Below are 19,726 nucleotides of genomic sequence, written 5' to 3' on the forward strand. Positions count from 1 at the left end.
GCTATCAGCCGTTGACGACGAACAAGATGGCGCCGACGATGATCCCGGCTCCGGCCACGCAACCGAACGCCACACCAGCGGTCTTGGCCGAATCCATCGAATCGCTCAATTCGCTCTGGTAGCCCCCGGCGCGAGCCTTACGGATCTTGTAGAGCGAAATGATCAGGTTGACTGCGGATACCGCCAGGACCGCACCCCAGATACCGCCCGCAATCCGCGACCAGGTGCTCTGGAACGTAGGACCGAACACCCCCAGATCAGGGGAGATTCCGTCGAGTGGATTGTCGGTCTGAGCCGAGGCGGTACCGGCGGTGAGCAACACCGTGCCGATCGTGGCCGACAGCAGGGACGCAGCACGGGCCACGCTACGAGGTAGCGACCGCATCGAGGTATTGCGAGACATCACAGGGGTCCTTAAGTTCGTAGGTCACATAGAAGGTCAGGCGTAGGGATCGAAGCTCGACGGCTTCGGTGGTTGCGGCCGTCGCGCCGGGGCCGGCGGTTGGTGCACCTCAGTGCCTGATTCGCTCGAGGCGTCCGGTGCGGGGTCCGAGTCCGCCGCCTCGGCGGTGGGCCGGTAGTCCAGGGGCAGGTCCCTGGCCGGGTCCGTCTCAGGCACCCGGAGAGCAGGAGCGGCAGTGGGTTCGGCTACCGGGGCCGGGGGCGGCTCAGCTGCGGGAACCGACTCGGGAGCCGGGGCCGGCTGGGGCGCTACGAAGCTCGGAACGTCCGCCGCGAACGTCGGCGGAGCCGGTTCCGGGGCGACCGCCGGAGCCGGTACCCCCTGCTGCCGGAGTCCGGCCTGCCGCTCGACGATGGCCTCGGCCAGTGCATCGGTCACCATCGCCGCGACATTCGTCCACGCGATGATCGAACTCTGCGACAACGCCTCGAGCGTGATCCGCTCACCGGTGGCGAAGACCGGCTCGAACGGGACCCGAACGTAGGTCTGCACACCGAGAGAGTCGAACTCGTCGACAATCGCAGTTTCGAGGTTCGGATCGGATCCCGGCGTCGCGCACAGCAGCACGATCGCCGAGCGCACCAGATGCTCGAACCCCCGCTTACGCAGGCCCTCGAGCATCGCGTAGGCGTGCTGCGCCATGTCCCGGCGCATCGGCAGCGGCACCACCAGCACGTCGGCGTGGCGCACCGCCCACTGCCATGCCCCGGCCTGCGCAGTGGTGGCTGTGTCGATAATCAACAGGTCGCGATGGCGACGAAGCACCGCGCCCAACGCCGCGCACTCGTCCTCGCCGAGCATGTCGTCGTAGGAAGAATCGGTGTCCCCGGCCAGGATCTCGTCATGGGTGGGCTGGAGCCGCAGATACGCCGCCAGCTCCCCCGCCTCGACGTCGGCCGACATCAGCCGCGATGCGTTGTCGAGGACATCCCACACCGTGCGTTCGATGGGTGCGGTGCGCGCTGCGCGAATGCCGAGGGTGCCGCCGGCCTCGCTCATATCCACCGCCACGACCCCGCGGCCGCGATGCTTACCGAGCATCGCTGCCAGCGCAATCGACGTCGGCGTTTTGCCGGCTCCGCCCTTGGTGTTGACCACAGCGACCGTGCCCGAACCCGGCAGCGTGCGCTGGATCGCTTCGACCGCCGCCCGGTGGCCGGTCTCTGCCGATGCCGCCTTCGGGGCCAGTTTCGTTCCCAGAGCTGCATTGATCCGACCCCGCCAACCCCACTGAGCAGGCTGGGAAAGTGCCGGTGAGGCGGCCTCGTCGAACAGTGCGCCGTGCCCGGTGGACGGCATTGCTGTCGGCGCGATCGGCTCGTCGACGGCCGCGAGAGCAGCTACTCCGACCCCGTACGGATCGGCGATGTCCTCGGCTACAGGCTCGGGAGCCGGGGCCGGTTCGGGTTCGAGAGCGGGACGGTTCGGGCGTAGCCGCAGCCGACGCGGGTCGATGGTCGGTTCGTGGTTGTAGTCAGCGATGTCAGCCATCACGCTCACCTCACAGGGTGGCGACGGACGACACGCGCCATCCGTCGCCGTTGTCGGTCAGCACCACGGCGACGTACTGCACGTCTGTGCCGATCTCGGTGCCGCTGGAATCGGTGACCGTGCTGGTCACCTCGTACATGCCGTGATACTTCGTCGCGGTATTGGCCTGTCCCTGGTTGGGGACTTTCACCGCCACGGCGGTGACCGTCGCGCCCTGCGACGCCCACTGTGCCCACTCACCGCTGGCCTTGACCGGGATCTGCACATCGGCGCGGACCTGCGCGTCGAGTTCGCCGGTCAGCACGCCCAGATCGGCGGCCCGCACCGGCGCGTCGTTGCGATTGGTGTCGGTACGGGTGTCATAGGAGAACCAGGTCTCGACGACCGTGCGGCCGAGCTCGCCCGGATCGGAGGTGTCCACACTCGGTGCCGCCGGAGCGGGGGTGGACTGCTCGGTGGGCGCAGCCGGTTCGGTGGGAGGCCATGCCTCCGTCGACGACGGCTGTGCCGACGAGTTCGTAGTGGTCTGATCCTGGTCGGTCTCGGAGCTGCATCCGGCCACCGTTAGGGCTCCGGCGAGGACACCGATCAGTGCCAGTCGGCGGATCATTCGGCCACCACCAGATCCGACAGACGGATCGCCCGCCATTCGCCGTAGCCCGGTTCGAGGCACCACTGCTCGGCCGGATTGCCGGTCGGCGTCACCTCGAGATCGAGGATGACCTGCTTTTTCGCCGCGAGATCGGCCAGTTTCACCCCGTCAATGCGTTCACTGCTCACCCGCAGACGCAACCGAACCGCCTCGACCTCGAGGTGGTCGCGGACTTTCGCAGCGAGGAACACGGCTTTACCGGCGCTGGCCTCATCCGCCGAGTCCTGATCGCCGGGCCGGAAGATCCGATCATCCTTGTGGAACGATCCGTACCAGGCGACATCGCTGGTGTCGGCATCACCGACGACGGCGAACGAGCCACGTTCGTCGCCGGCCGAGGCCAAGGACACCACCGGAGCCGACGCGGCGGCCGCGGCCAGCTTCTCGGCCCGTTCACGCTGCTCGCGTTCTCGCAGGGCGTCGTAGTCCACATCGAACTGCTTGTAGAGCTCGCGCTTGATCTTCGGCCACTGGGTGCGCGTCATCAGGTTGTTCTCCGCAGCCCAAGCCCGCAGGTCCGAGGCCGTCATCGCCTGGACTGTCCGGGTCGATCCGAGGGTGCGGACGGCCAATTCCGCCGTATCCCACTCTTCGCTCACGGTGTAATGTTCCCTTCCTGGTGTGTCATCGTTTCCGATGTTCTGGAGTATGAAATCCGTTGTGCATCAATCAAATCGGATGGCTCTGACATGTTTCGGGGGCGTCCATTCGGTGATCCGGACCTTCTCTCCGGACTGGGGTGCTTCGACAACTTTGTTGTCCCCCTTCCAGATCCACACGTGGCCGGGGTAAGGCTGCACGATGTCTCCGGGTTGCAAGTCCGCCGCCTCGGTTACAGGCGTCCCTCGAGGATCGTTGACCTGAGCGGAGTCCTGGTGTGGGAGAACGATTTTTCCGTCCGTCGCCTGCGCCACCGCGTACACGACCAGGCCCGAGCAGTCGAAGCCGACCTTGTTGTGGTCGCCGTGCTCATCAGCGACACCGCCATCGGCGATGCCGCGAGTCGGTCCGGTGACATCCCCGCCGCCCCAGGCGTAATCGGTGCCCAGCCATCCAAGTGCTGCATCGACCACCCGCGAACCACTCACCGACGGCGGCCGAGGCTGGTCCGCCCCGGCGAAGTCAGCGCGGCCGGCCAGGATATTGCGGACATAAGCGGTGGTCTCGGCGTTGCCGCACACCCCGCCGGAAGCGAGTGTGTTGCCCGGCCCGCAGTTGTAGGCCGAGAGCATCAACTCGGTGCCGTCACCTGAGACTTTTCCCTCGCGGAGCCACTGCTGCGTCTGCTCCCACATCTGGCAGTCGTAGGCGGCCATCGCCATCACCGAATCACCGATGGAATTCACGTCGGCCACGCCGTCACCGTCGTAGTCCTGGCCGATCGAGGCCCAGGTTGCGGGCATGAACTGCCCCGGCCCGCGTGCCCCCGCCGGAGACACCGGCGAGGAGGGACCGTAGCGGAACTGGTTCTCGGCGTAGAGCTGGGAGGCCAGCAAAGGAGCGTCGATCGCCTCGCAGGTCTGAGCCGCCTTGACGATCCACTCCCGGAACTCCTCGGGGACCGATCCCGGCGCGAGGGAGCGTCCGCCGGGGCGCGTCAGGCCGGTGCAACCGGCACCGAGCGGAGTCTCGGCCGCGACCAGCTGCACATTCGGCGAGGTCGGACGCTGTTGCGGAGCGTCGAGTTCAGACGCATCGGCCAGCCACGGCATCGGGTCGATCGGAGATCCGCCGTCTAGTCGGCCCCCGGGCCAGACCTCGAAATGCAGGTGCGGTCCGGTCGAACCTCCGGCGTTGCCGACCAGGCCGATCAGATCCCCGGCGCGCACCTCGTCACCGACGGAGACGAGAACACCGTCCGGGAACATGTGCCCGTAGACCGTCGAGATGGTCGACCCGTCCGCGGTGGCCGAGTCGACGATGATCCAGTTGTCGAAACCGTTCTCATCGCTCGCGCCGGAATCTCCTGCTGCAACAACGATTCCGTCGATCGGTGCATAGAAGGGCGTACCGATCGGCGCCGCCAGGTCGATGCCGTTGTGCGAGGTACCCCAGCGCGGGCCGAAACCGGAGGTGAACGTGTAGGTGCCGGTGACCATCGGCTGCACCTTCTTGCCGGTGGCAGCACGCAGGCTGTTCGGTGACCGGGACGGTCCCTGCGTCGGCAGGCAGTTGTCCGGATCGGGATTGTCGCTGCCGCACATCACCAGCGCACCCATCAGGGCCACGACGCTGGCCGCCAGCGTAATTTTCGTCGTCGAAGAAGCCACGTTCTCACCCCCTTTGCATGAGTGCTTGTCGCTAGCCCGCCCAGGCCATGCACGTGAGTGACTTCGCATCCGCCCGCCCGAGGTCGGATGCCGCGTTAGTGGAAGGCTCCCGGTCCTAGCAGCGGCACCACCCGCTGACCAGGACCGACCGGCCTCAGCCGATCGCCTTGGCGAAAACCTTCACCATCGTGTCGATCGCGTTGTCCCTCCCATCCGGGGACCAGCTCGGATACGCAATGTGCGAATTCGAGGCGTAGAAACTCGCCGCGGTGAATCCTTCGGCCACCAGCTGCCCCAGCTCGGCCGCACTGTCACTGCTCGCCAGCGTCATCACCGACTGGCCCAGGCCGGCCAGATCACTGTCCTGTGCCTGCACCGACATCAGCGAGCCGATCGGATCGCCCGGATCGTGCAGTTGATCGGGACTCATCTTCTGGCCCGGGGTGAGCACGCCGAGAGCCACCTGCGCCAGATCCACCGCCACCGGCATCAGCCGAGACAGCTCAAGCACGTTCCCGCTTTCGGCCACCGACCAGGCGATTTCCTGAATCTCACCGACATTGCGGGCCAAGCGGATCACATCGACGTTGCCGAGCAGATCAAGCACCAGCGCGGCGATTGCGGCCGTGCCGGACGGGTCCGGAACCATCGCCACCAGCCGTGAGAGTGTCTTGAAATCCACCCCGGCAGCCATCTTCACCAGCGGGGAGAGCTGATTGTTCAGATCCCCCGCGACCGCGTGCGCCCCGTGCACATCGCCGGTGGCAATCTTGATCGGAAGCTGCTGCAACCCGGCCGCGACCGCCGGATAGTCGACCGAGGTCACGCCGGAGACGACGCCCAGCAGTTGATTGATGATCGTCGTCGGCTTGGCCACCGAAAGCACCTGCGTTGCCGTCCGCAACTCCACCGGACCCGAGGCCGCCAACGGCGACAGACCCGCGACCAGCGCATCTGCCGACCCTGCCAGCGTCGACACATCGACCGACTCCCCCGAGGCCCGTGACTCAAGCAAGGCCGTGCTCACCCCGGTCACCGCTTCGGCGGCCGACAACACCGCCGGGACATCGACCTGCTCGAGCATGTCGAGCACACCCGCCGTCGTCGCCTCCGGCGATCCCTCGGGAGCCGAGGTGAACGTCTCACGCGCGCCCGGATTGCTGTCGATCCACTGTCGCGCCTGGTCGACCGGCGTCAAAGTCTCCGACACCAGCCGCGCCTGCTGCGTCATGCGGGCGATGTTCGCTGCCAAGGTGGTCGACGTCGGACCAGCGGCATCGAGCGAAGACACCGACTCGGCCAGCTGCGAGGCTGCCCCGAACACCGCCGACAGATCCGCGTTGCGCCAGGTCCCCGGCGAGGACAGCTCATCGACCAGGGAGGATTGCGCCACTGTCGACGTGCCGGTGATCGTCGGAGTCTGGGGTGATGCAGTCAAGGCGAGTTCGGCAGAAACGTCGACCGCTCCCGGCGGATTGGCGATGATCCGGCCCAGAGACGCCAGGAACGGCGTCGACTGACCATCGGTGTTGCAGTACGCATCGTCCGGGTGGCAGATGTCGAACACCTTGCCCGCGAGCTTGCCGAACCCTTCCGGGGCCGGCCCCGCGATGCCCTGACCGCTCAGGGGCGGGCCGATCAACGTTGCGCCCTCGGTGCCCCGCTTCGGATTAGCGAGCAGAATCACCGCCTTGACCTGCTGCGGAGTGACGGGGCCGAGACCGTGGCCGATGTTGACGGCCAGATCGTTGCCGATCTGCGCGCCCTGGCTGTACCCGGCGATGAGGTACGTCGACGACGGGCACCGCTCCATCAACTCCGCTGCCGCTTTGTCGCCCCGCGACTTCGATTCGGCATAGGACGTGCCGTTGAAGAACGCCTCGCCCGGATACGGCACGTACACCACGTCGAGGTTCTTGCCGAACCGTTGCTCGAGTGCGTCACCGACCGCCGCGAGCATGCCCGTCGGCACGGTCGGATCAGCATGAGCGGACGTTTCCGTCGTGCCGGGAATCATCAGCGCGATCGTGCGCGCACACCCGTTCGTTTCCGCTGCATGAGCAACCGTCGGTGTGCTTACCGCGGCCGCGGTGGTCACTGCTGCCGCTGCCAGAGCGAGACTTGCTTTCCTCATGACCCGACCTCTTCGATGGAGCGGATCATCACTCGGCCGTCCTCGGCCGTGGTCGTTGTGATGCGCTGTTTGAACTCGTTGCGCCGATCCGGGCGGACCTCGGTGATCTGCGCGCTGTAGGTGTTCGGCCCGATGGCCGTGACCTCGAGGCAGTGCGTGGTCCCCAGCGGCACGGTGTCGATGCCCTGCTGGATCATTGCCGCGTCGGGCAACGGCGCATCAGGGGCCATCAACTCCCGCACCGACTCACCCGAACGCAGCAGGTAATAGCGGTGTTCGAGCGCCGCGATCACCCCTTCCCCGGAGAGTTGGTCACCCTCGCCAGGTGAGCACGGATCATCTGCCGCTGCCGCGGTCGGCGCAGCGGTTGCGGTGTCCGGGACCAGGCCACCGAAGTCCGCGTCGTCGTCACCGCCGCCGAGAGCGGTGATGCCCCAGCCGGCCAGTCCCACGACGGCCACGGCCGCGAGGCCGAGACCGGCGTAGGTCAGTCCCTTCCCGACAGGGCGGCGCGTGGTCACCTGCGTGGTCGGGTGAGTGGCGCGGCGACCGGCATCGGCCGCCGCAACCACTCGAGACGCTGACTCACGGGCGGACGCGGTTCTCCCGGAGGAAAAGCGCTCTTCGGCCGCCGGTACCGACACCGGCACCGACTCCCGAACCATGCGGGTGCGAGGTGCGGTCGCATCGAGCACCCGAGGTGAGCCCGTTCGGTCGTTCCGCTTCATCGGTTCGTCTCCCTCTTCGACTGGACTCAGGCGTCGACTGCCGGAGCGGGCGCGCCGAGACCCAGACCGACCGCCTCGCTGACCAGGCGCGATGCCAGTCCCGGCGTCGCGTCGGTGAAGAACGAGTCGAGTGCCTGGTCGACCTGCTCGATGACCTGCTCGCCACCGGGCTGTGTCTGAACGAAGTCGCGGACCTGCTCATCGATCGCAGGTGCGGTCTCGGTGGCGAAGGTCTGCACAGCGTCGACCGCAGCCGCACCGATGGGATCCTCCGACCACTGCGCGAGCGTGGTGTCGACCTGTTCGGTGACCTGTTCGGCCTCGATGTCGGGCACTTCGGTTTCGATCGGCGTGGCATCCTCGCCCGCGCCGTAAGCCGTGCCGACCCCGTACCCGGCCAGACCGCCGCCGAGTGCGCCCAGTCCACCACCGACCGCGCATCCGAGTCCGAATCCGGCCGCCGCACCAGCGGCGGTAGCGGCAACGCCCGAGGTCACGGGAGCAACCCCCGGAATCGGCAGAGGCACCATCGTGCCTGCTCCAGCCCCGACGATGCCCGCGACCGTGCTCACTGCCAGTGCGGTCGGGACACCAGCCGCGAGGCAGCCGGTGCCGAAGCCGGTCGCTGCACCTACGGCCGTGCCTGCAACCTGGGCCGAGGCGATCTTTTCGGCCTCTTCGGTCTCCATGCCGGTCGACCGGTGGTAGTCGGTGACCATCGCCTCGACCACTGCGGTCGTGCGGTTGGTCTTGTCGGCATCGACGTCCGAGACCCAGTTCGGCTGGTCGAAGATCACCCGGCCGAAACGCATCTTGTTGACCGGAGCCTCGATCGGCAGGGTCAGGCCTTCCACCACGACCGGCGCCTGCGGAGCAGGAACGCTGTAACCGGAGTAGCCGGAGTTGTCGCCGCCCGAATAGCCGTTGTACTGCGCCATCGACACACCGCCGCCGGTCTGCGGGTTGTAGGCGCGGGTGCCGCGGTTGTACTCGGCCGGAGGCGCTACCCAGAAGTTCTCGGCGGGCTGCGGATCAGGAGTCGGGGGTGCAGGAGCAGAAGTCGAGGGTGGCGTGGAGGTGATGCCCGCCTGCCCACCACCGGACTGCGGCGGGGACGTGATCCCTGCCTGCCCGCCGCCGGAGTCGCCGGTCGGCGCTGCTGCTGCCGTCGGCGCAAAGGCAATGAGCAACCCGGCTGCCGCCGGTGCCAGAGTCGCGGTGCTGAGCACCGCACTGGTCGTTCGGCGGCGCCGGTGTCTGCCGGTGCCGGAAACCAGCTGATCTTCGTTGGATACGGACATGTACGTCGCCTTTCCTGCGAATGAATCGAGTCCCGAATGCATGAAGGACCTGAGCGAGAAAGAGATCCGTCAGGGCCGAGAAGATCGGGTGGTCACCACAGGGGAAGTAGTCCGCTTGTGCACGTGTCGGCAGCGCCGACTAGGTGCGGGAACGCTGCTGCTGGCGCGCACAGTCGAGTAACGCCAGAACAGCAGCGCCCGACAAGGAAGTGGGCTCTCGTCCGTAGTGACCTGGTGCCCGAGCTTGCGTAGTCAGCCCGGACGGGTTGGTACGTAGGTGGTTCAACCCCGGATACGTGACACCGACGCCAATCACTGACACGTGTCCGGGGTTTTCCCTTTTTGCCGGTGGCCTCACCGTGGCTCGCGCTGGTTGCCGGCCAGACGCTCCTCGGCTCAGCCGATCGTTACCTCCTTCGCCACGAAACCCTTCATTGAAACTCTATTCCGGAAGATTACAGCATAATCTATTCCAGTGGAAGATGACGCAAACCATTCCTGTAGGGCAGTGTTATGGCTCGTGGAAAGGTTTCGGGCATGACGAGACGGCCTCTTCGGGGATTCGACCGTGAGAGGCTGATCGATCTGCGGACAGAGAAGGGTTACACCCGTGGTGACCTGGCGAGGTTCGCCGAAGTGAGCGTGGCGGCCGTGCGTGCCTGGGAATCCGGGCAGGCGACCCCGCAGGTGGACCGTCTGGCCCGTGTCGCCGCCGCCCTCGACGTTTCGATGTCCGAGCTGGTGCGGATACCCCTGCACGACCGGTATCTGGGTGATCTGCGCGTCCAGGCCGGCCTGACCCAGCCCCAGCTGGCGCTGCAAGCAGGCATTTCCACGGCCTCGCTCAGCAGCCTCGAGCTGGGGGAAACCTCGCTGCGAGAGCCGGTAGCCGAACGACTGGCCCGAGCTCTGGAAGTGGACACAGCCGAGGTCCGCGCCGCCTACGAACGGGCCCGAACCCGACCGCCGGGCGCACCCGTCTGACACGCGCGACACGCTGTGTGTCGACGTACGACAAATACGGATAACCACGTCTGAGCTCCCCCCGCGGAGATAGCAGCCCGCCTCACGCGGATATGCGGAAGCGGCCGAAACCGGCTGTGCTACATCCGAGGCCGAGTGGGCAAGCCCCGGGAAATCCCCACGGGTGGGGACGCGGAAGACAAACTACCAGATCACAGCTGATAGTCCGGGACCAACCTACCCGCCTCGCACCCCCCGATCTGATCCCTGCAAATCCTCTGTGGCCGCATCGAATTCATCCGGAATCGTTGAAATCTGAACGAGCACGAGACGGTCGCTGAGGGGGCCGGGATACGGGCTGATCGACAATTGTGCTGCCCGCCAGCCCGATTTCGAACGCAGACGAGCTCGGACGCACCGAGGCGCGGTATCTCCCGAGTGGAACGTTGCCAGTGCGTCGGCCAGCACGTGCCGGTCGTCGGGATGCATGATTTCGTTTCCGCCCTTGACGTTTCGCCAGGACACCCACGGTGGGGCATCCGGCAGCCACATCGTCAAAACGGCGAGATCGGCGACGAAGACGCCGGTGTAGACCCCCGCTGACCGCAGCATCTCCTGCATTCCCAGCTCGCTCAACGTCGGCAACTCCGGTGACGTCGTATCGGAGACGTCGTGCCACAGCAGCCGCAGTCCCACATTGCCCGGATCAGTGCGACCCTTGCCCCAGCAGTACCAGCGCATGACCCGCCCGTCGGCGTGCAGAACTGACATCGGAGCCTCCCACCGGCGACCGTGCACCGGATCGATGCCCAGCTCGAACAACGACGCCGAATCGTCGAACTTCACCGCCTTGGCGATGTACTCCGCAGGAGTTCGCTCCGGAACGTGCTCTTCAGGAAGCACCCCGGACATCATCGAGGCTTCGACCGTCTGGCCGATCACCATCCGCTCGAGACTCCACGCAATCCCAGCTGCGATACGAGGTGGGGTGGGAACCCGGCCGGGCTCCCCCACCCATACCTGGACACCGTGCGCCTCCCCGCTGGGGCCGAGAACGGGCAGCGCCTCGATGTGAAACGCCTTCTGCGCCCCCTTACGCGAGCGCAGATCGATCGACACCGGCCGACGAGTGCGGATCACCTCGTCGACGATCCGCGTGACCGGAAGATCCGGGGCCGGCTGAACATGCCGGGTCACCGACGCCCAATCCTTAACTACGCCGCCGCAGCTGACAACGGACCTCTCGCCGTCGACCAACGTCTCGACCAAATGCCACTCGTTGAGAACCATTGACTTATAACCTCCCCCGAACCGTGGGCACAGTACGGCTGCCCGGGGGGGAACTTACCTGTCGGCAGCCTCCGTCACCGACGTGAGAGCTTGACCTTCAACCCCCGCGGTTTGAGAGTGATCGCCTCGTGCACGTCGAGCTCGTAACCCGGTTCCGGAGCGAAGTCGTACCGCCGGATCAGCGATGCGAGCGTGAGCACCGCCTCGTGCAACGCGAACTGCCGACCGATGCACGCCCGGATCCCGGTGCCCCACGGCTTGAAGATGTGCGCCGGCCGCTTTCGCACGGCCTCGGGCTCGAATCGATCCGGGTCGAACCGCTCGGGATCGTCGCCCCACAGCGGGTCCCGGTGCAGCTGCGGCAACAGTACGAACACCCACGAACCCTTCGGCAGGACGCGCCCGCCGAGGGTGGTCTCACCACGCACCTTGCGGAAATAACCCGGGGCGGCCGGCCACAACCGCAGCGTCTCGTCCACCACCCGCCGCACATACCGCAGCTTGGCGACCTGCTCGTACCCGATCCGACCGTCGGCCCCGACGACCTCGGCGATCTCCGCCCGCGCCTTCGTCACCACCTCGGGATGTCGGCTCAGGAAATGGACCGCGAAACCCAAGGTCGCCGCAGTGGTCTCGTTGCCCGCGACTAGGAAAGTCAGCACCTGATTGCGGATCGACTCCGGACTGAGCTTCTCGCCGGTGTCGGGATCGACGGTGTGCATCATCAGATCCAGCAGATCGCCGTGCTGCCCACCGGAGTGCATCCGCTCCTCGACGATGCGATCGACAGTGCCCTGCATCAGCGCAATGTCGCGTTCGTGCTGCTCACGCGCCGCGCGGCCGAACAAGGCCCGCAGGATCGGGATGTCGTTCGACGAGCGGTTGATGTACTCGAGCGCCCGGCTCATCGCCGCAATGAACGGATCGGGTTCGGTGCGGCCGAACGAGTCGAAGTCGTAGCTGAAGCCGCACCGGCCGATGACGTCGAAGGTCAGCGACGTCATGCTCTTCGGCACGTCCACATACCCGCCGTCCGCCGCGACGGCGTCCCAGCTGTCGACCAGCCGGTCGACGACGGTGAGCATCGAGTCGTGATAGCCGCGCATCGCGGCCTGGCTGAAGCCCGGTCCGAGGATGTTGTGAGCCTTGTGCCAGTTCGGTTCGGAGTTGAACGCGGTGAACAGCCCGTCGCCAGCGATGACACGAAGCTTGCGCAGCGGCTTGCCGAGGAACTTCGCCCACTTCTCCTCGTCGTTGACCTCGCGCACCAAATCGGCGCCGGAGACCACGATCAGCCGGTGCTGGAGGATCTTGCGTTCGAAGATCCCACCGAGTTCCTGCGCCATCTGCATCTCACGCTGAACCGGCTTGGCCACATCGATACTGAGCAGATCACCCACCAGCGGAAGTCTCCATCGAGGTCGCGGGATCGGCTGGGAGTCGGTGGTCGCAGGGCTGCTCGTCGAAAGCTGCGGTGACGCCATTCGTGAGAGTGTGCCCCACCGCCGGCGAGAGGCACACCGCCGCCTCCCACCGCTCAAGGGCTCCCTGACTGCCGTCCCACTAGTCGACACGCGCCACGCCGATGTACGGGGGTAACTGACATCCGCGCTCGCAGCCGCTAACCTGAGTCAGATTCAACGGGCCGATCTTGAAGAACGGGGGTTTACGCATGGCACAGCCGCATAAAGGCGACCGCGCCGCGATGACTCTACGCATCCCCGCTGAGCTGCACGAACAGCTCCGCAACGATGCCAAAGACGCCAAGGTCGCGCTATCCCAATACGTCGCCGACCTGCTCGCACTACAAGCCGGTCGACCGGACCTTGCCCGCGAGATCAAGGCGGTGGCCGTGTAAACGCCACCAGAGAGGGCCGCTAGCCGCCAACTAGCCCGCCCTCAGATGCAGAAAACCCCCCGCCTGCCAAGCGAGGGGTCTTCCAAACCGAATATGTGACCGAGCAAAGTCGCCAAACTCCTCGGGCACTCGAACTTTCTCTCCAGAAAGCCTTCGTTATGCATATTAGCGAGCGCTGCTCGTTTGGGCCAACTTCCGTCTCAAATCACACTCCCGCGTGTCGCCCTCAACGGAGCGCACACACCGCCCGGGACAACCGTCGAGGTCCCGGCCGCGCCGCTCCCCAGACCCGTCGTGGTCGCCGTCGCGGCAGCTACAACCTCCGCGTAGCCGATGGTGCCTACTCCCACATCCCCGTCTGGGACTCCCGCGCGGGCTGGATGCGCCAGATCATCACCTTCGCCCGCAGCGAGACCGGCATCAAGATCTGCCACGAGCACCGGATCGCCCCGGACAAGTTCATCGCCGCCGCCAACGCTCACGCCGCTTACGCCGACGAATCCACCGGCCGCAGCCTCACCGCCGCCCGCGACACCCTCGCCGAGTACGCCGGCATCAGCATCGACGTCCTCGATCGTGCCCGCCAGATCCTTCGCCGCATCGGAGCCGCCGTCGAGCTCGTCCGCGGCCGCTACCTCACCATCGCCGAACGCATCGAAGCCAGCCTCACCCACGGTGGAAAGCAACTTCGCGCAGCTTCCGTGTGGGCCTTGACCAGCAAGTTCACTGCCAACTCTTCTGTTTATCCCCAGTTTCCGAATCATGCGGATCTACCGGAGAACCCTTTGGGTTCTACAGGTATCTCTTGTTCTCAAGTAATCACCAACGCGCGCGCTCCGCGCCGCGCCCGGGCTTCGACCGCGGTCCCCGGTGGCCCACGACCCCTACACGCTCAGATCGCCGCAGCGCGCCTGGCCGACCGACTCGGTCCCACAATGCCCGAATACCGCGGCGTGGACCGGAATGGCCACTACGTCCCCGGAATCACCCATCACCACGTCGGAGCAATCGCCGACGCCCTGACCGCCGCAGGCATCGACACCACCCGATGGACCGGCGACGACGTAGCCGACCAGATCACCGAGTTCCGCCGCGACCGCAGCCTCCCACACCTAGCGTCCCCGACAGCTTTCCTGCGCTGGCAGCTCCGTGCCCTCGCCGAGGTGTGGTCAGGGCCTACCCCCACCGAGCGCCGCACTGAGATCCAGGACCGCCGCGCCGCCGAACGTCGCGCCGAACTCGACCGGCGTGCTGCTCATCCTCCGGCCAGCGACGACACCCGTGCCACCGCTCTCGCCGAGATCCGGCAGATACTGTTCCAGCGCTCGGGCATGCGCACCCGGACCCGCAGGGACCGCTTCGACCGGCACCACTACTGAACGAAATTCTCGCTCCGGTCAGAACCACAGCGGCGAAGGGGAATCGAATCGTTTCACGCGGAAGCCGCTCCTACCCCTCGAGCTTGCGGGCATCATGCAGTATCCGACCCACCGCTCCGGTCGACATCTCCAGTTTCTCGGCGATCTCGCGGTACTTCATCCCCTGCTGGCGAAGTTCGACCACCTGCTTGCGTCGGCGTTCTGCGCGTTCGAGGAATTGGTCTCGGGGTTCGGCAATCAGGCGACGTGCAGTGCGCTCCGACGAGCCGAGCCGGCGTGCCAGTTCCTTTGCGGTGATGGACCGACGTTGTTGTGCCTGGGCGCTGCCGCTCATTGCGCGAACTCCAATGCTGTCGCCAAATTGAACTTAGTGGCCCGCTTCCTGTTTGCTTCCCGTTTGGCGGAGCTCATGACCTTGCCGCCCTTGCTGCCACGTGCTGCCTGGCGCGCCCGGAACGTCCCCTCGTCGAAGTTACGCCAGATCCACTTGCCGATGGAGTACGCCGTGGCACGGACCTCGATGAAAGGAAGAGGGTCGGCGAACTCGCTGTTGATTCCGTGACAACGCTGAAGAACCAGTTGGAGCCACTGGTCTACGGTGCCATGACGATGGTGCCACCACTGTGGGTACGCCCACTTACGGGCAGTGTCGAACATCGTCACATTGCGGCCCAGACCCACGGAGCGGTCGGGCCGGCGCGGAGCCTGACGAGGTGTGTAGATGGTCGCCAGATCCCGCAACGAGTACGGATCCCCTGGACCGTAAATGGTTTCCCATTCAGGGTGGATCGGGTTCTTGGTCAGCTGCCCACCGTAGGAGAAGTCCCCGCCGACGGAGATACACAGACCTCGCTCGATGCGATGGGCATAGCGCAGCGGAGTCAACCGCGCCGAGTCGGTACGGCAGACTCGATGGTCGCCCAGCCACCAACCCAGGTGCGCCCGCCCGGAGGGAGACTGCGCGACCCAGCTCGGCGTCGGATGATCCGACGGTTTCTCGAACGCCCGCATCGCCGCATCGGGGTGGTCACAGTCAATGACGATCGATCCGAGCAACGCGTGTGGAGAGTGCTGGATGTAGCGCATCATCAATGCCTGGTCACGGCTCATTCGGTACTGACCGTGCTCGAGTTGGTTCGTCGCGAAGGGCCGATGCGGCAGGAGCACCTCGTTTCCCCACTGCTCGTCAGTGAGAAGGGACTCCCCCGCCGTTTCCATGCCGAGTACTGTGCACTACCAAGATCGAGTATTCGGGTAGGACACGCCGAGCCATATACAGATATTATTCGGGTAGGTCATGCCGAGCCATATCAGGTATCCGCCCCGCCTTCTCCCTTTCGAACCCTCGAACATGTCCACTCGTGGCAGAGGCTGTGCCTCACGTACCGAAGTTACGATGAGAACCATGACCGGGAAGAAGCGCATGGCCTTCGACATCACCGAAGCCGACGCCGACCGGATTCGCGCCGCCTACGTCGGCACCCGCGCCATCCTGCCCCCCGCCACCCTCAGCGAGTTCATCACCGACCTACTGGTCGAGGCCACCGAACGCCTCGAAGCCGAACACAACGACGGCCGGCCCTGGCGCACCCCCAGCCGCAGCGAACTCAAATCCCTCTCCCAGACCGGCGTCGGACGCAACGCCCCCGGCCGCCCAGGAGAACAGGACCAGCAATGACCGAGGCGTCACGCACACCGCGCCCCAAACTCGGGTTCCACACCGACCAGGCCGAACGCATCCGCGCTGCCTACCTCGGCACCCGCGCAGTCCTCCCACCGAGCACCTTCAGCGAATTCCTCGAGACCGCCGTCCTCGAGACAATCGAACGACTCGAAGCCGAACACAACAACGGCCACAGCTGGGACGCCCCGGCCACCGGGGAAGTCAAGTCCACCGCCCAGACCGGCGTCGGCCGCTGGAATCGCACCTGACCGGTTCTCAGGCGCACATCCTCATGCGTTGAGGACACGATGAGAACCACCCATTCTCACTCCCCAGTGGGACTCTCACGCCTCATATAACCCATTATTTACTATGGAATCCCTGACATTAGGCAGCAGTGCAGAGACCCCTCGAGCACCCATGCGAGTGTGCGCGAGAACCTGCGACGATAACGCTCCCACCAGCACAAACAACACCCATCCCGTACCCGGCCGAATGACAGTTGCCGCCACCGTTCTCGTCGTAGCGGTCGCCATCCTCACCGTCGAGCCGAAAGCGGGGCGCACCACGACGCACCAAGATCAGTCGGTGCCGCGTGACACAGTGCCGACCACCGACTGACCGAGCCTGAGAAAAGGACCGCCACCGACGTGAATGAGCCCCACCTCTACGCCCGAACCACCTACCTCGGCTTCGACGGCCCACCCGAACCCGTCCGCAACCTCGCCGGAGGTCTCACGGGTCTGTGGTGGCTACTGATCATCGCGGCGCTCATCTGCTTCGGAGCATGCGAGTACATGCGGCGAAAAAGCATGACCAAGAGGGAACGGCAAGAGAAGAACAGGCTCGGCGCTGGCTTCTTCCTCTACTGCGGCCTCATGGGAATGGTCGTCGGAGTCTTCGGCCTGATCGCCGCGAACTGACCCTTCCTGAGCTACCCGTATTGGAGGCTGTCGCGGGTCGATCCACTGGGACGTGGCTTCGCCAACGACGCGACCCCAGCGATGAGCAATGCCAGTGGCAGAAGGGGCCAGAAGAAGCCGTACAGACCCACCCACGTCGGTGTCGACGACGTGAATGCAGCGAAGAACCCGACTACCGAAAGCGCGAATAGGGCGGCCACCGCCAGCCAGGAAACGCTCTGTCGCGGTTTGAGCACCGGGATCAGACACACCGCCACCGGAACCGCAAGAGCAGGCACGACCGTGCCGCCGAAGTAGCTCCAGATCGACGCATTACACGCTGCCAGACCAGGAACCTCGCGCGAATACACACCGATCTCGCAATCCGTGATCTCCAACATCGAGCTGGTAGCTGCGGCGATCCCGAGAAAGACGGTCACTACGGCCAGCAAGATCCAGCCCACCCGCATCACGATCATCAACAGATCATGCAACAGCGTCATTGAACGACGGTCCTGTGCGGTTCGCGTTGCTCGACCAGGAGGGATATCCGCTTCCTGGATCCAGAGGATTCTTCTCGATTTCCAGAACTTTTCTGCGAGGACTCACTGGCACACAGATACTTTCTCAATGCAGGCGTAGTCTCGTTCTCTTCGCCGTCAAGCGGAGTACCCAGGAGCATCGACTAGATGGCGGAAGGCAAGCCGGCACACCTACCAGACGAGTCATCGAAGCAGCGCATCGCGCGATCCAAGCGCATGGATGTTTGCGTCAGACCACAGGTCAAGTGTGTTTGCAGGAGTCCCCGGTGGTAGCGGTAGTCGTGATCAGCGCGTTCGGTCTACGCAGCGCAGTCGACGAGTTCGTATCAGCATTGTGCGCGTCGGGGCGAATCGTGCTGGACGAAGACGCGAGAGCAAGTGACGGCCGAGAGGCTCTGATCGAACTTGAAGACCAGTGGCTGGCGACGGTCGCAACCGAGCATGAGAACGAGACCGTCGGCAGACAGGTGTGGTGGGCCCTCGACGACGAGGACATCGAGCCGCTGCGGGCCGCGCTCAAGCCGATCCTCGCAGCCCACAGCGTGCGCGATCTCAGTCCGGGATCGATACCGATCGACCGCGTTGCATGGTCGATCGTTTGCCACCGGTACGTCAGCGAACATTGACGAACCAACAGGCATCGCCCACTCGCACAAACGAAAACGAGGTCGCGGCCTCTTTCGCGTTCGTGACCTCGTTCGTCGCAGTTCGTGGAACTGCACGTCCTACTGACATGGTGAGACGCCGACCCGAACGATAAGAGCCATCACGCGCCCCGACCGGCTCCCCCGAGAACCGGCCGGGGCGCCGGTCGTCTCATCTCACGTACCTGACTCGATCCGGTCGTGACCTGCGACTCTCATCCGAGAAACCACTTCTCATGTCATGGCTCTCATTGTTACTATGGAACCTATGAAGTGGACGAAGCGACACAAGAGCAAGAACGCCTCAGTGCCCGAGAACGTGACAGCCGTCAGCGGATCCATGTGGTTCGCAGGCGTGACCATCACCGTAGGAATCGGGGCGGCCGCGTTCATTCTCAGCTTCCTCGCACTGCGAGACCTGTGCATCCAGGCCGGCCAGCCGAGAGAGATCGCCTTCCTGTTCCCCGTCATCGTCGACGGAACGATCCTGCAAGCAACGATGGGAGTCGTCTCCCGACGTCACGACCACCGGGCACGACGATTCTTCTGGAAGATTCTCATCGGAGCCGCCACCGTCTCGATCGCAGGAAACGCGATCCACGCCGTTCTCACCACGACCCCCGGCTTCAACTCCGTTCTCGCCGCCGTGATCGCCACACTCCCGCCGATCTCACTGCTCGCCTCCACCCACGCGTTGACCGTTCTCGGCCGTCGCACCGCCGCACCCACCGAGAACCCCGCCGAGACTCACATCGAATCCGCGCCCGCGACACAGCCGCGCCGTGAGACCGCACACGAGAACGCGACCGCACCCAAGACTCACGTCACGACCATCACCGAGAACCGTGCCGACGCCGAGACCGCGAGTGAGACTCCGGTCGCGCGGTCGACTCGCACCGCGACCGCTGACGCTCTCGCTCGACAGCTCGAGGTGCCATTGCCCCACCTGCCCGGCACCCACCTCGATACCAACGCCATCCCGACCTTCCACTCCCACGAGGAGCGTCGCGAATGGGCACTCGCCCGGCGCCAGGCCGGAGTGGAGGTGCCCGTCATCGCCCAAGAAGTCGACCGCTCCGTCGCCACCGTTTACCGCTGGCTCTCCGAGGCCGACACTTCCGTCACCGTCTGAGCATCACAACGACATCGGAATATCAACTTTTCAGCGTCAAATCGGAATCAACAAACAATCAGACCGACATCAAAAAACGTCCACGTCTGATACCTGCCAGTCTCACCTCGGCGCATCGAACTCGGGAATCGTCCCCCGGTTCGGTGCGCCGAGTCGCGTTTTCGGCGTTGACCAGGGGCGATCCGCCCCCGGACCCCCTTCGGGTCGTCTCGGGTGTCGACGAGCAGTGTGTTCGAGGGGTGGTGTGGCAGTCGGATCTTTGCCTCGTTGGTTTCGGGGTCGGTAAACGTATGCTCCCGCGGCCGGCGGACGGT

Annotated in this window: 21 protein-coding genes; 8 read left to right on the plus strand and 13 right to left on the minus strand. The window is 65.4% G+C overall.

Going from position 1 to position 19,726, the window contains the following annotated elements; translation table 11 throughout:
- Positions 1-4: 4 nt before the first annotated feature.
- From CQZ88_RS06125 to CQZ88_RS06160, 8 genes are all read right to left on the minus strand, one after another.
- Complete coding sequence (locus CQZ88_RS06125; protein WP_225623901.1) at positions 5-322, minus strand: hypothetical protein; 318 nt, start codon at positions 320-322, stop codon at positions 5-7.
- Positions 323-439: 117 nt separating this feature from the next.
- Positions 440-1,954: an AAA family ATPase gene (locus CQZ88_RS32280; RefSeq protein WP_102799414.1), complete on the minus strand. Its 1,515-nt coding sequence runs from the start codon at positions 1,952-1,954 to the stop codon at positions 440-442.
- Between the two features lie 10 nt (positions 1,955-1,964).
- Positions 1,965-2,564, minus strand: a complete 600-nt coding sequence (locus CQZ88_RS06135) for a hypothetical protein (RefSeq protein ID WP_102799400.1) — start codon at positions 2,562-2,564, stop codon at positions 1,965-1,967.
- The gene (locus tag CQZ88_RS06140; RefSeq protein WP_102799401.1) at positions 2,561-3,205 is read right to left on the minus strand and encodes a hypothetical protein; all 645 of its coding nucleotides are present in this window, start codon (positions 3,203-3,205) and stop codon (positions 2,561-2,563) included. Before CQZ88_RS06140 ends, CQZ88_RS06135 begins: the two co-directional genes overlap by 4 nt.
- Before the next feature lie 66 nt (positions 3,206-3,271).
- Positions 3,272-4,876, minus strand: a complete 1,605-nt coding sequence (locus tag CQZ88_RS06145; RefSeq protein ID WP_258008468.1) for a peptidoglycan DD-metalloendopeptidase family protein — start codon at positions 4,874-4,876, stop codon at positions 3,272-3,274.
- 154 nt (positions 4,877-5,030) lie between these two features.
- A complete protein-coding gene (locus CQZ88_RS06150; protein WP_102799403.1) occupies positions 5,031-7,010 on the minus strand; it encodes a cutinase family protein in 1,980 nt (659 codons plus the stop codon).
- Positions 7,007-7,531, minus strand: coding sequence for a hypothetical protein (locus CQZ88_RS06155; protein WP_258008469.1), 525 nt, complete (start codon positions 7,529-7,531; stop codon positions 7,007-7,009). The genes CQZ88_RS06150 and CQZ88_RS06155 overlap by 4 nt, the downstream gene beginning before the upstream one ends.
- A gap of 233 nt (positions 7,532-7,764) precedes the next feature.
- Positions 7,765-9,039 (minus strand): insoluble domain protein, encoded by a 1,275-nt coding sequence (locus tag CQZ88_RS06160; RefSeq protein ID WP_146034258.1) that lies wholly within the window; start codon positions 9,037-9,039, stop codon positions 7,765-7,767.
- 537 nt (positions 9,040-9,576) lie between these two features.
- Between CQZ88_RS06160 and CQZ88_RS06165 the strand changes: the two genes are divergently transcribed.
- Positions 9,577-10,023: a helix-turn-helix transcriptional regulator gene (locus tag CQZ88_RS06165; RefSeq protein WP_102799406.1), complete on the plus strand. Its 447-nt coding sequence runs from the start codon at positions 9,577-9,579 to the stop codon at positions 10,021-10,023.
- Between the two features lie 216 nt (positions 10,024-10,239).
- Here CQZ88_RS06165 and CQZ88_RS06170 read toward each other — a convergent pair whose 3' ends face one another.
- On the minus strand, positions 10,240-11,292 hold the full coding sequence (locus tag CQZ88_RS06170) for a GAF domain-containing protein (RefSeq protein ID WP_102799407.1): 1,053 nt from the start codon (positions 11,290-11,292) through the stop codon (positions 10,240-10,242).
- Between the two features lie 74 nt (positions 11,293-11,366).
- The gene (locus CQZ88_RS06175; protein WP_102799408.1) at positions 11,367-12,776 is read right to left on the minus strand and encodes a cytochrome P450; all 1,410 of its coding nucleotides are present in this window, start codon (positions 12,774-12,776) and stop codon (positions 11,367-11,369) included.
- 188 nt (positions 12,777-12,964) lie between these two features.
- Here CQZ88_RS06175 and CQZ88_RS06180 point away from each other — a divergent pair, with 188 nt between their 5' ends.
- On the plus strand, positions 12,965-13,150 hold the full coding sequence (locus CQZ88_RS06180) for a toxin-antitoxin system HicB family antitoxin (protein WP_064061405.1): 186 nt from the start codon (positions 12,965-12,967) through the stop codon (positions 13,148-13,150).
- Between the two features lie 380 nt (positions 13,151-13,530).
- Complete coding sequence (locus CQZ88_RS06185) at positions 13,531-14,529, plus strand: replication protein (protein ID WP_102799409.1); 999 nt, start codon at positions 13,531-13,533, stop codon at positions 14,527-14,529.
- Positions 14,530-14,599: 70 nt separating this feature from the next.
- Here the strand turns inward: CQZ88_RS06185 and CQZ88_RS06190 are convergent, their stop codons facing one another.
- Positions 14,600-14,863, minus strand: coding sequence for a sigma factor-like helix-turn-helix DNA-binding protein (locus CQZ88_RS06190; RefSeq protein ID WP_072815822.1), 264 nt, complete (start codon positions 14,861-14,863; stop codon positions 14,600-14,602).
- Positions 14,860-15,747 (minus strand): replication initiation protein, encoded by an 888-nt coding sequence (locus CQZ88_RS06195; protein WP_064064022.1) that lies wholly within the window; start codon positions 15,745-15,747, stop codon positions 14,860-14,862. The genes CQZ88_RS06190 and CQZ88_RS06195 overlap by 4 nt, the downstream gene beginning before the upstream one ends.
- A 187-nt stretch (positions 15,748-15,934) precedes the next feature.
- On the opposite strand from CQZ88_RS06195, the gene CQZ88_RS06200 reads away from it, so the two are divergent.
- The 3 genes from CQZ88_RS06200 (at position 15,935) to CQZ88_RS06210 (ending at position 17,115) form a co-directional block, all read left to right on the plus strand.
- Positions 15,935-16,207 carry a hypothetical protein gene (locus tag CQZ88_RS06200; protein ID WP_006947256.1) on the plus strand — a complete coding sequence of 91 codons (273 nt, stop codon included), beginning with the start codon at positions 15,935-15,937 and terminating at the stop codon, positions 16,205-16,207.
- Positions 16,204-16,461, plus strand: coding sequence for a hypothetical protein (locus tag CQZ88_RS06205; protein ID WP_102799410.1), 258 nt, complete (start codon positions 16,204-16,206; stop codon positions 16,459-16,461). The genes CQZ88_RS06200 and CQZ88_RS06205 overlap by 4 nt, the downstream gene beginning before the upstream one ends.
- A gap of 381 nt (positions 16,462-16,842) precedes the next feature.
- On the plus strand, positions 16,843-17,115 hold the full coding sequence (locus tag CQZ88_RS06210) for a hypothetical protein (protein ID WP_102799411.1): 273 nt from the start codon (positions 16,843-16,845) through the stop codon (positions 17,113-17,115).
- 11 nt (positions 17,116-17,126) lie between these two features.
- Here CQZ88_RS06210 and CQZ88_RS06215 read toward each other — a convergent pair whose 3' ends face one another.
- The gene (locus tag CQZ88_RS06215; RefSeq protein ID WP_102799412.1) at positions 17,127-17,597 is read right to left on the minus strand and encodes a hypothetical protein; all 471 of its coding nucleotides are present in this window, start codon (positions 17,595-17,597) and stop codon (positions 17,127-17,129) included.
- Positions 17,598-17,902: 305 nt separating this feature from the next.
- Here CQZ88_RS06215 and CQZ88_RS06220 point away from each other — a divergent pair, with 305 nt between their 5' ends.
- Positions 17,903-18,262 (plus strand): hypothetical protein, encoded by a 360-nt coding sequence (locus CQZ88_RS06220; protein WP_146034259.1) that lies wholly within the window; start codon positions 17,903-17,905, stop codon positions 18,260-18,262.
- A gap of 373 nt (positions 18,263-18,635) precedes the next feature.
- Positions 18,636-19,412, plus strand: coding sequence for a DUF2637 domain-containing protein (locus CQZ88_RS06225; RefSeq protein WP_258008470.1), 777 nt, complete (start codon positions 18,636-18,638; stop codon positions 19,410-19,412).
- Positions 19,413-19,726 lie beyond the last annotated feature (314 nt).

The organism is Rhodococcus sp. ENV425 (assembly GCF_002887785.1).
Lineage (GTDB): Bacteria > Actinomycetota > Actinomycetes > Mycobacteriales > Mycobacteriaceae > Rhodococcus > Rhodococcus aetherivorans.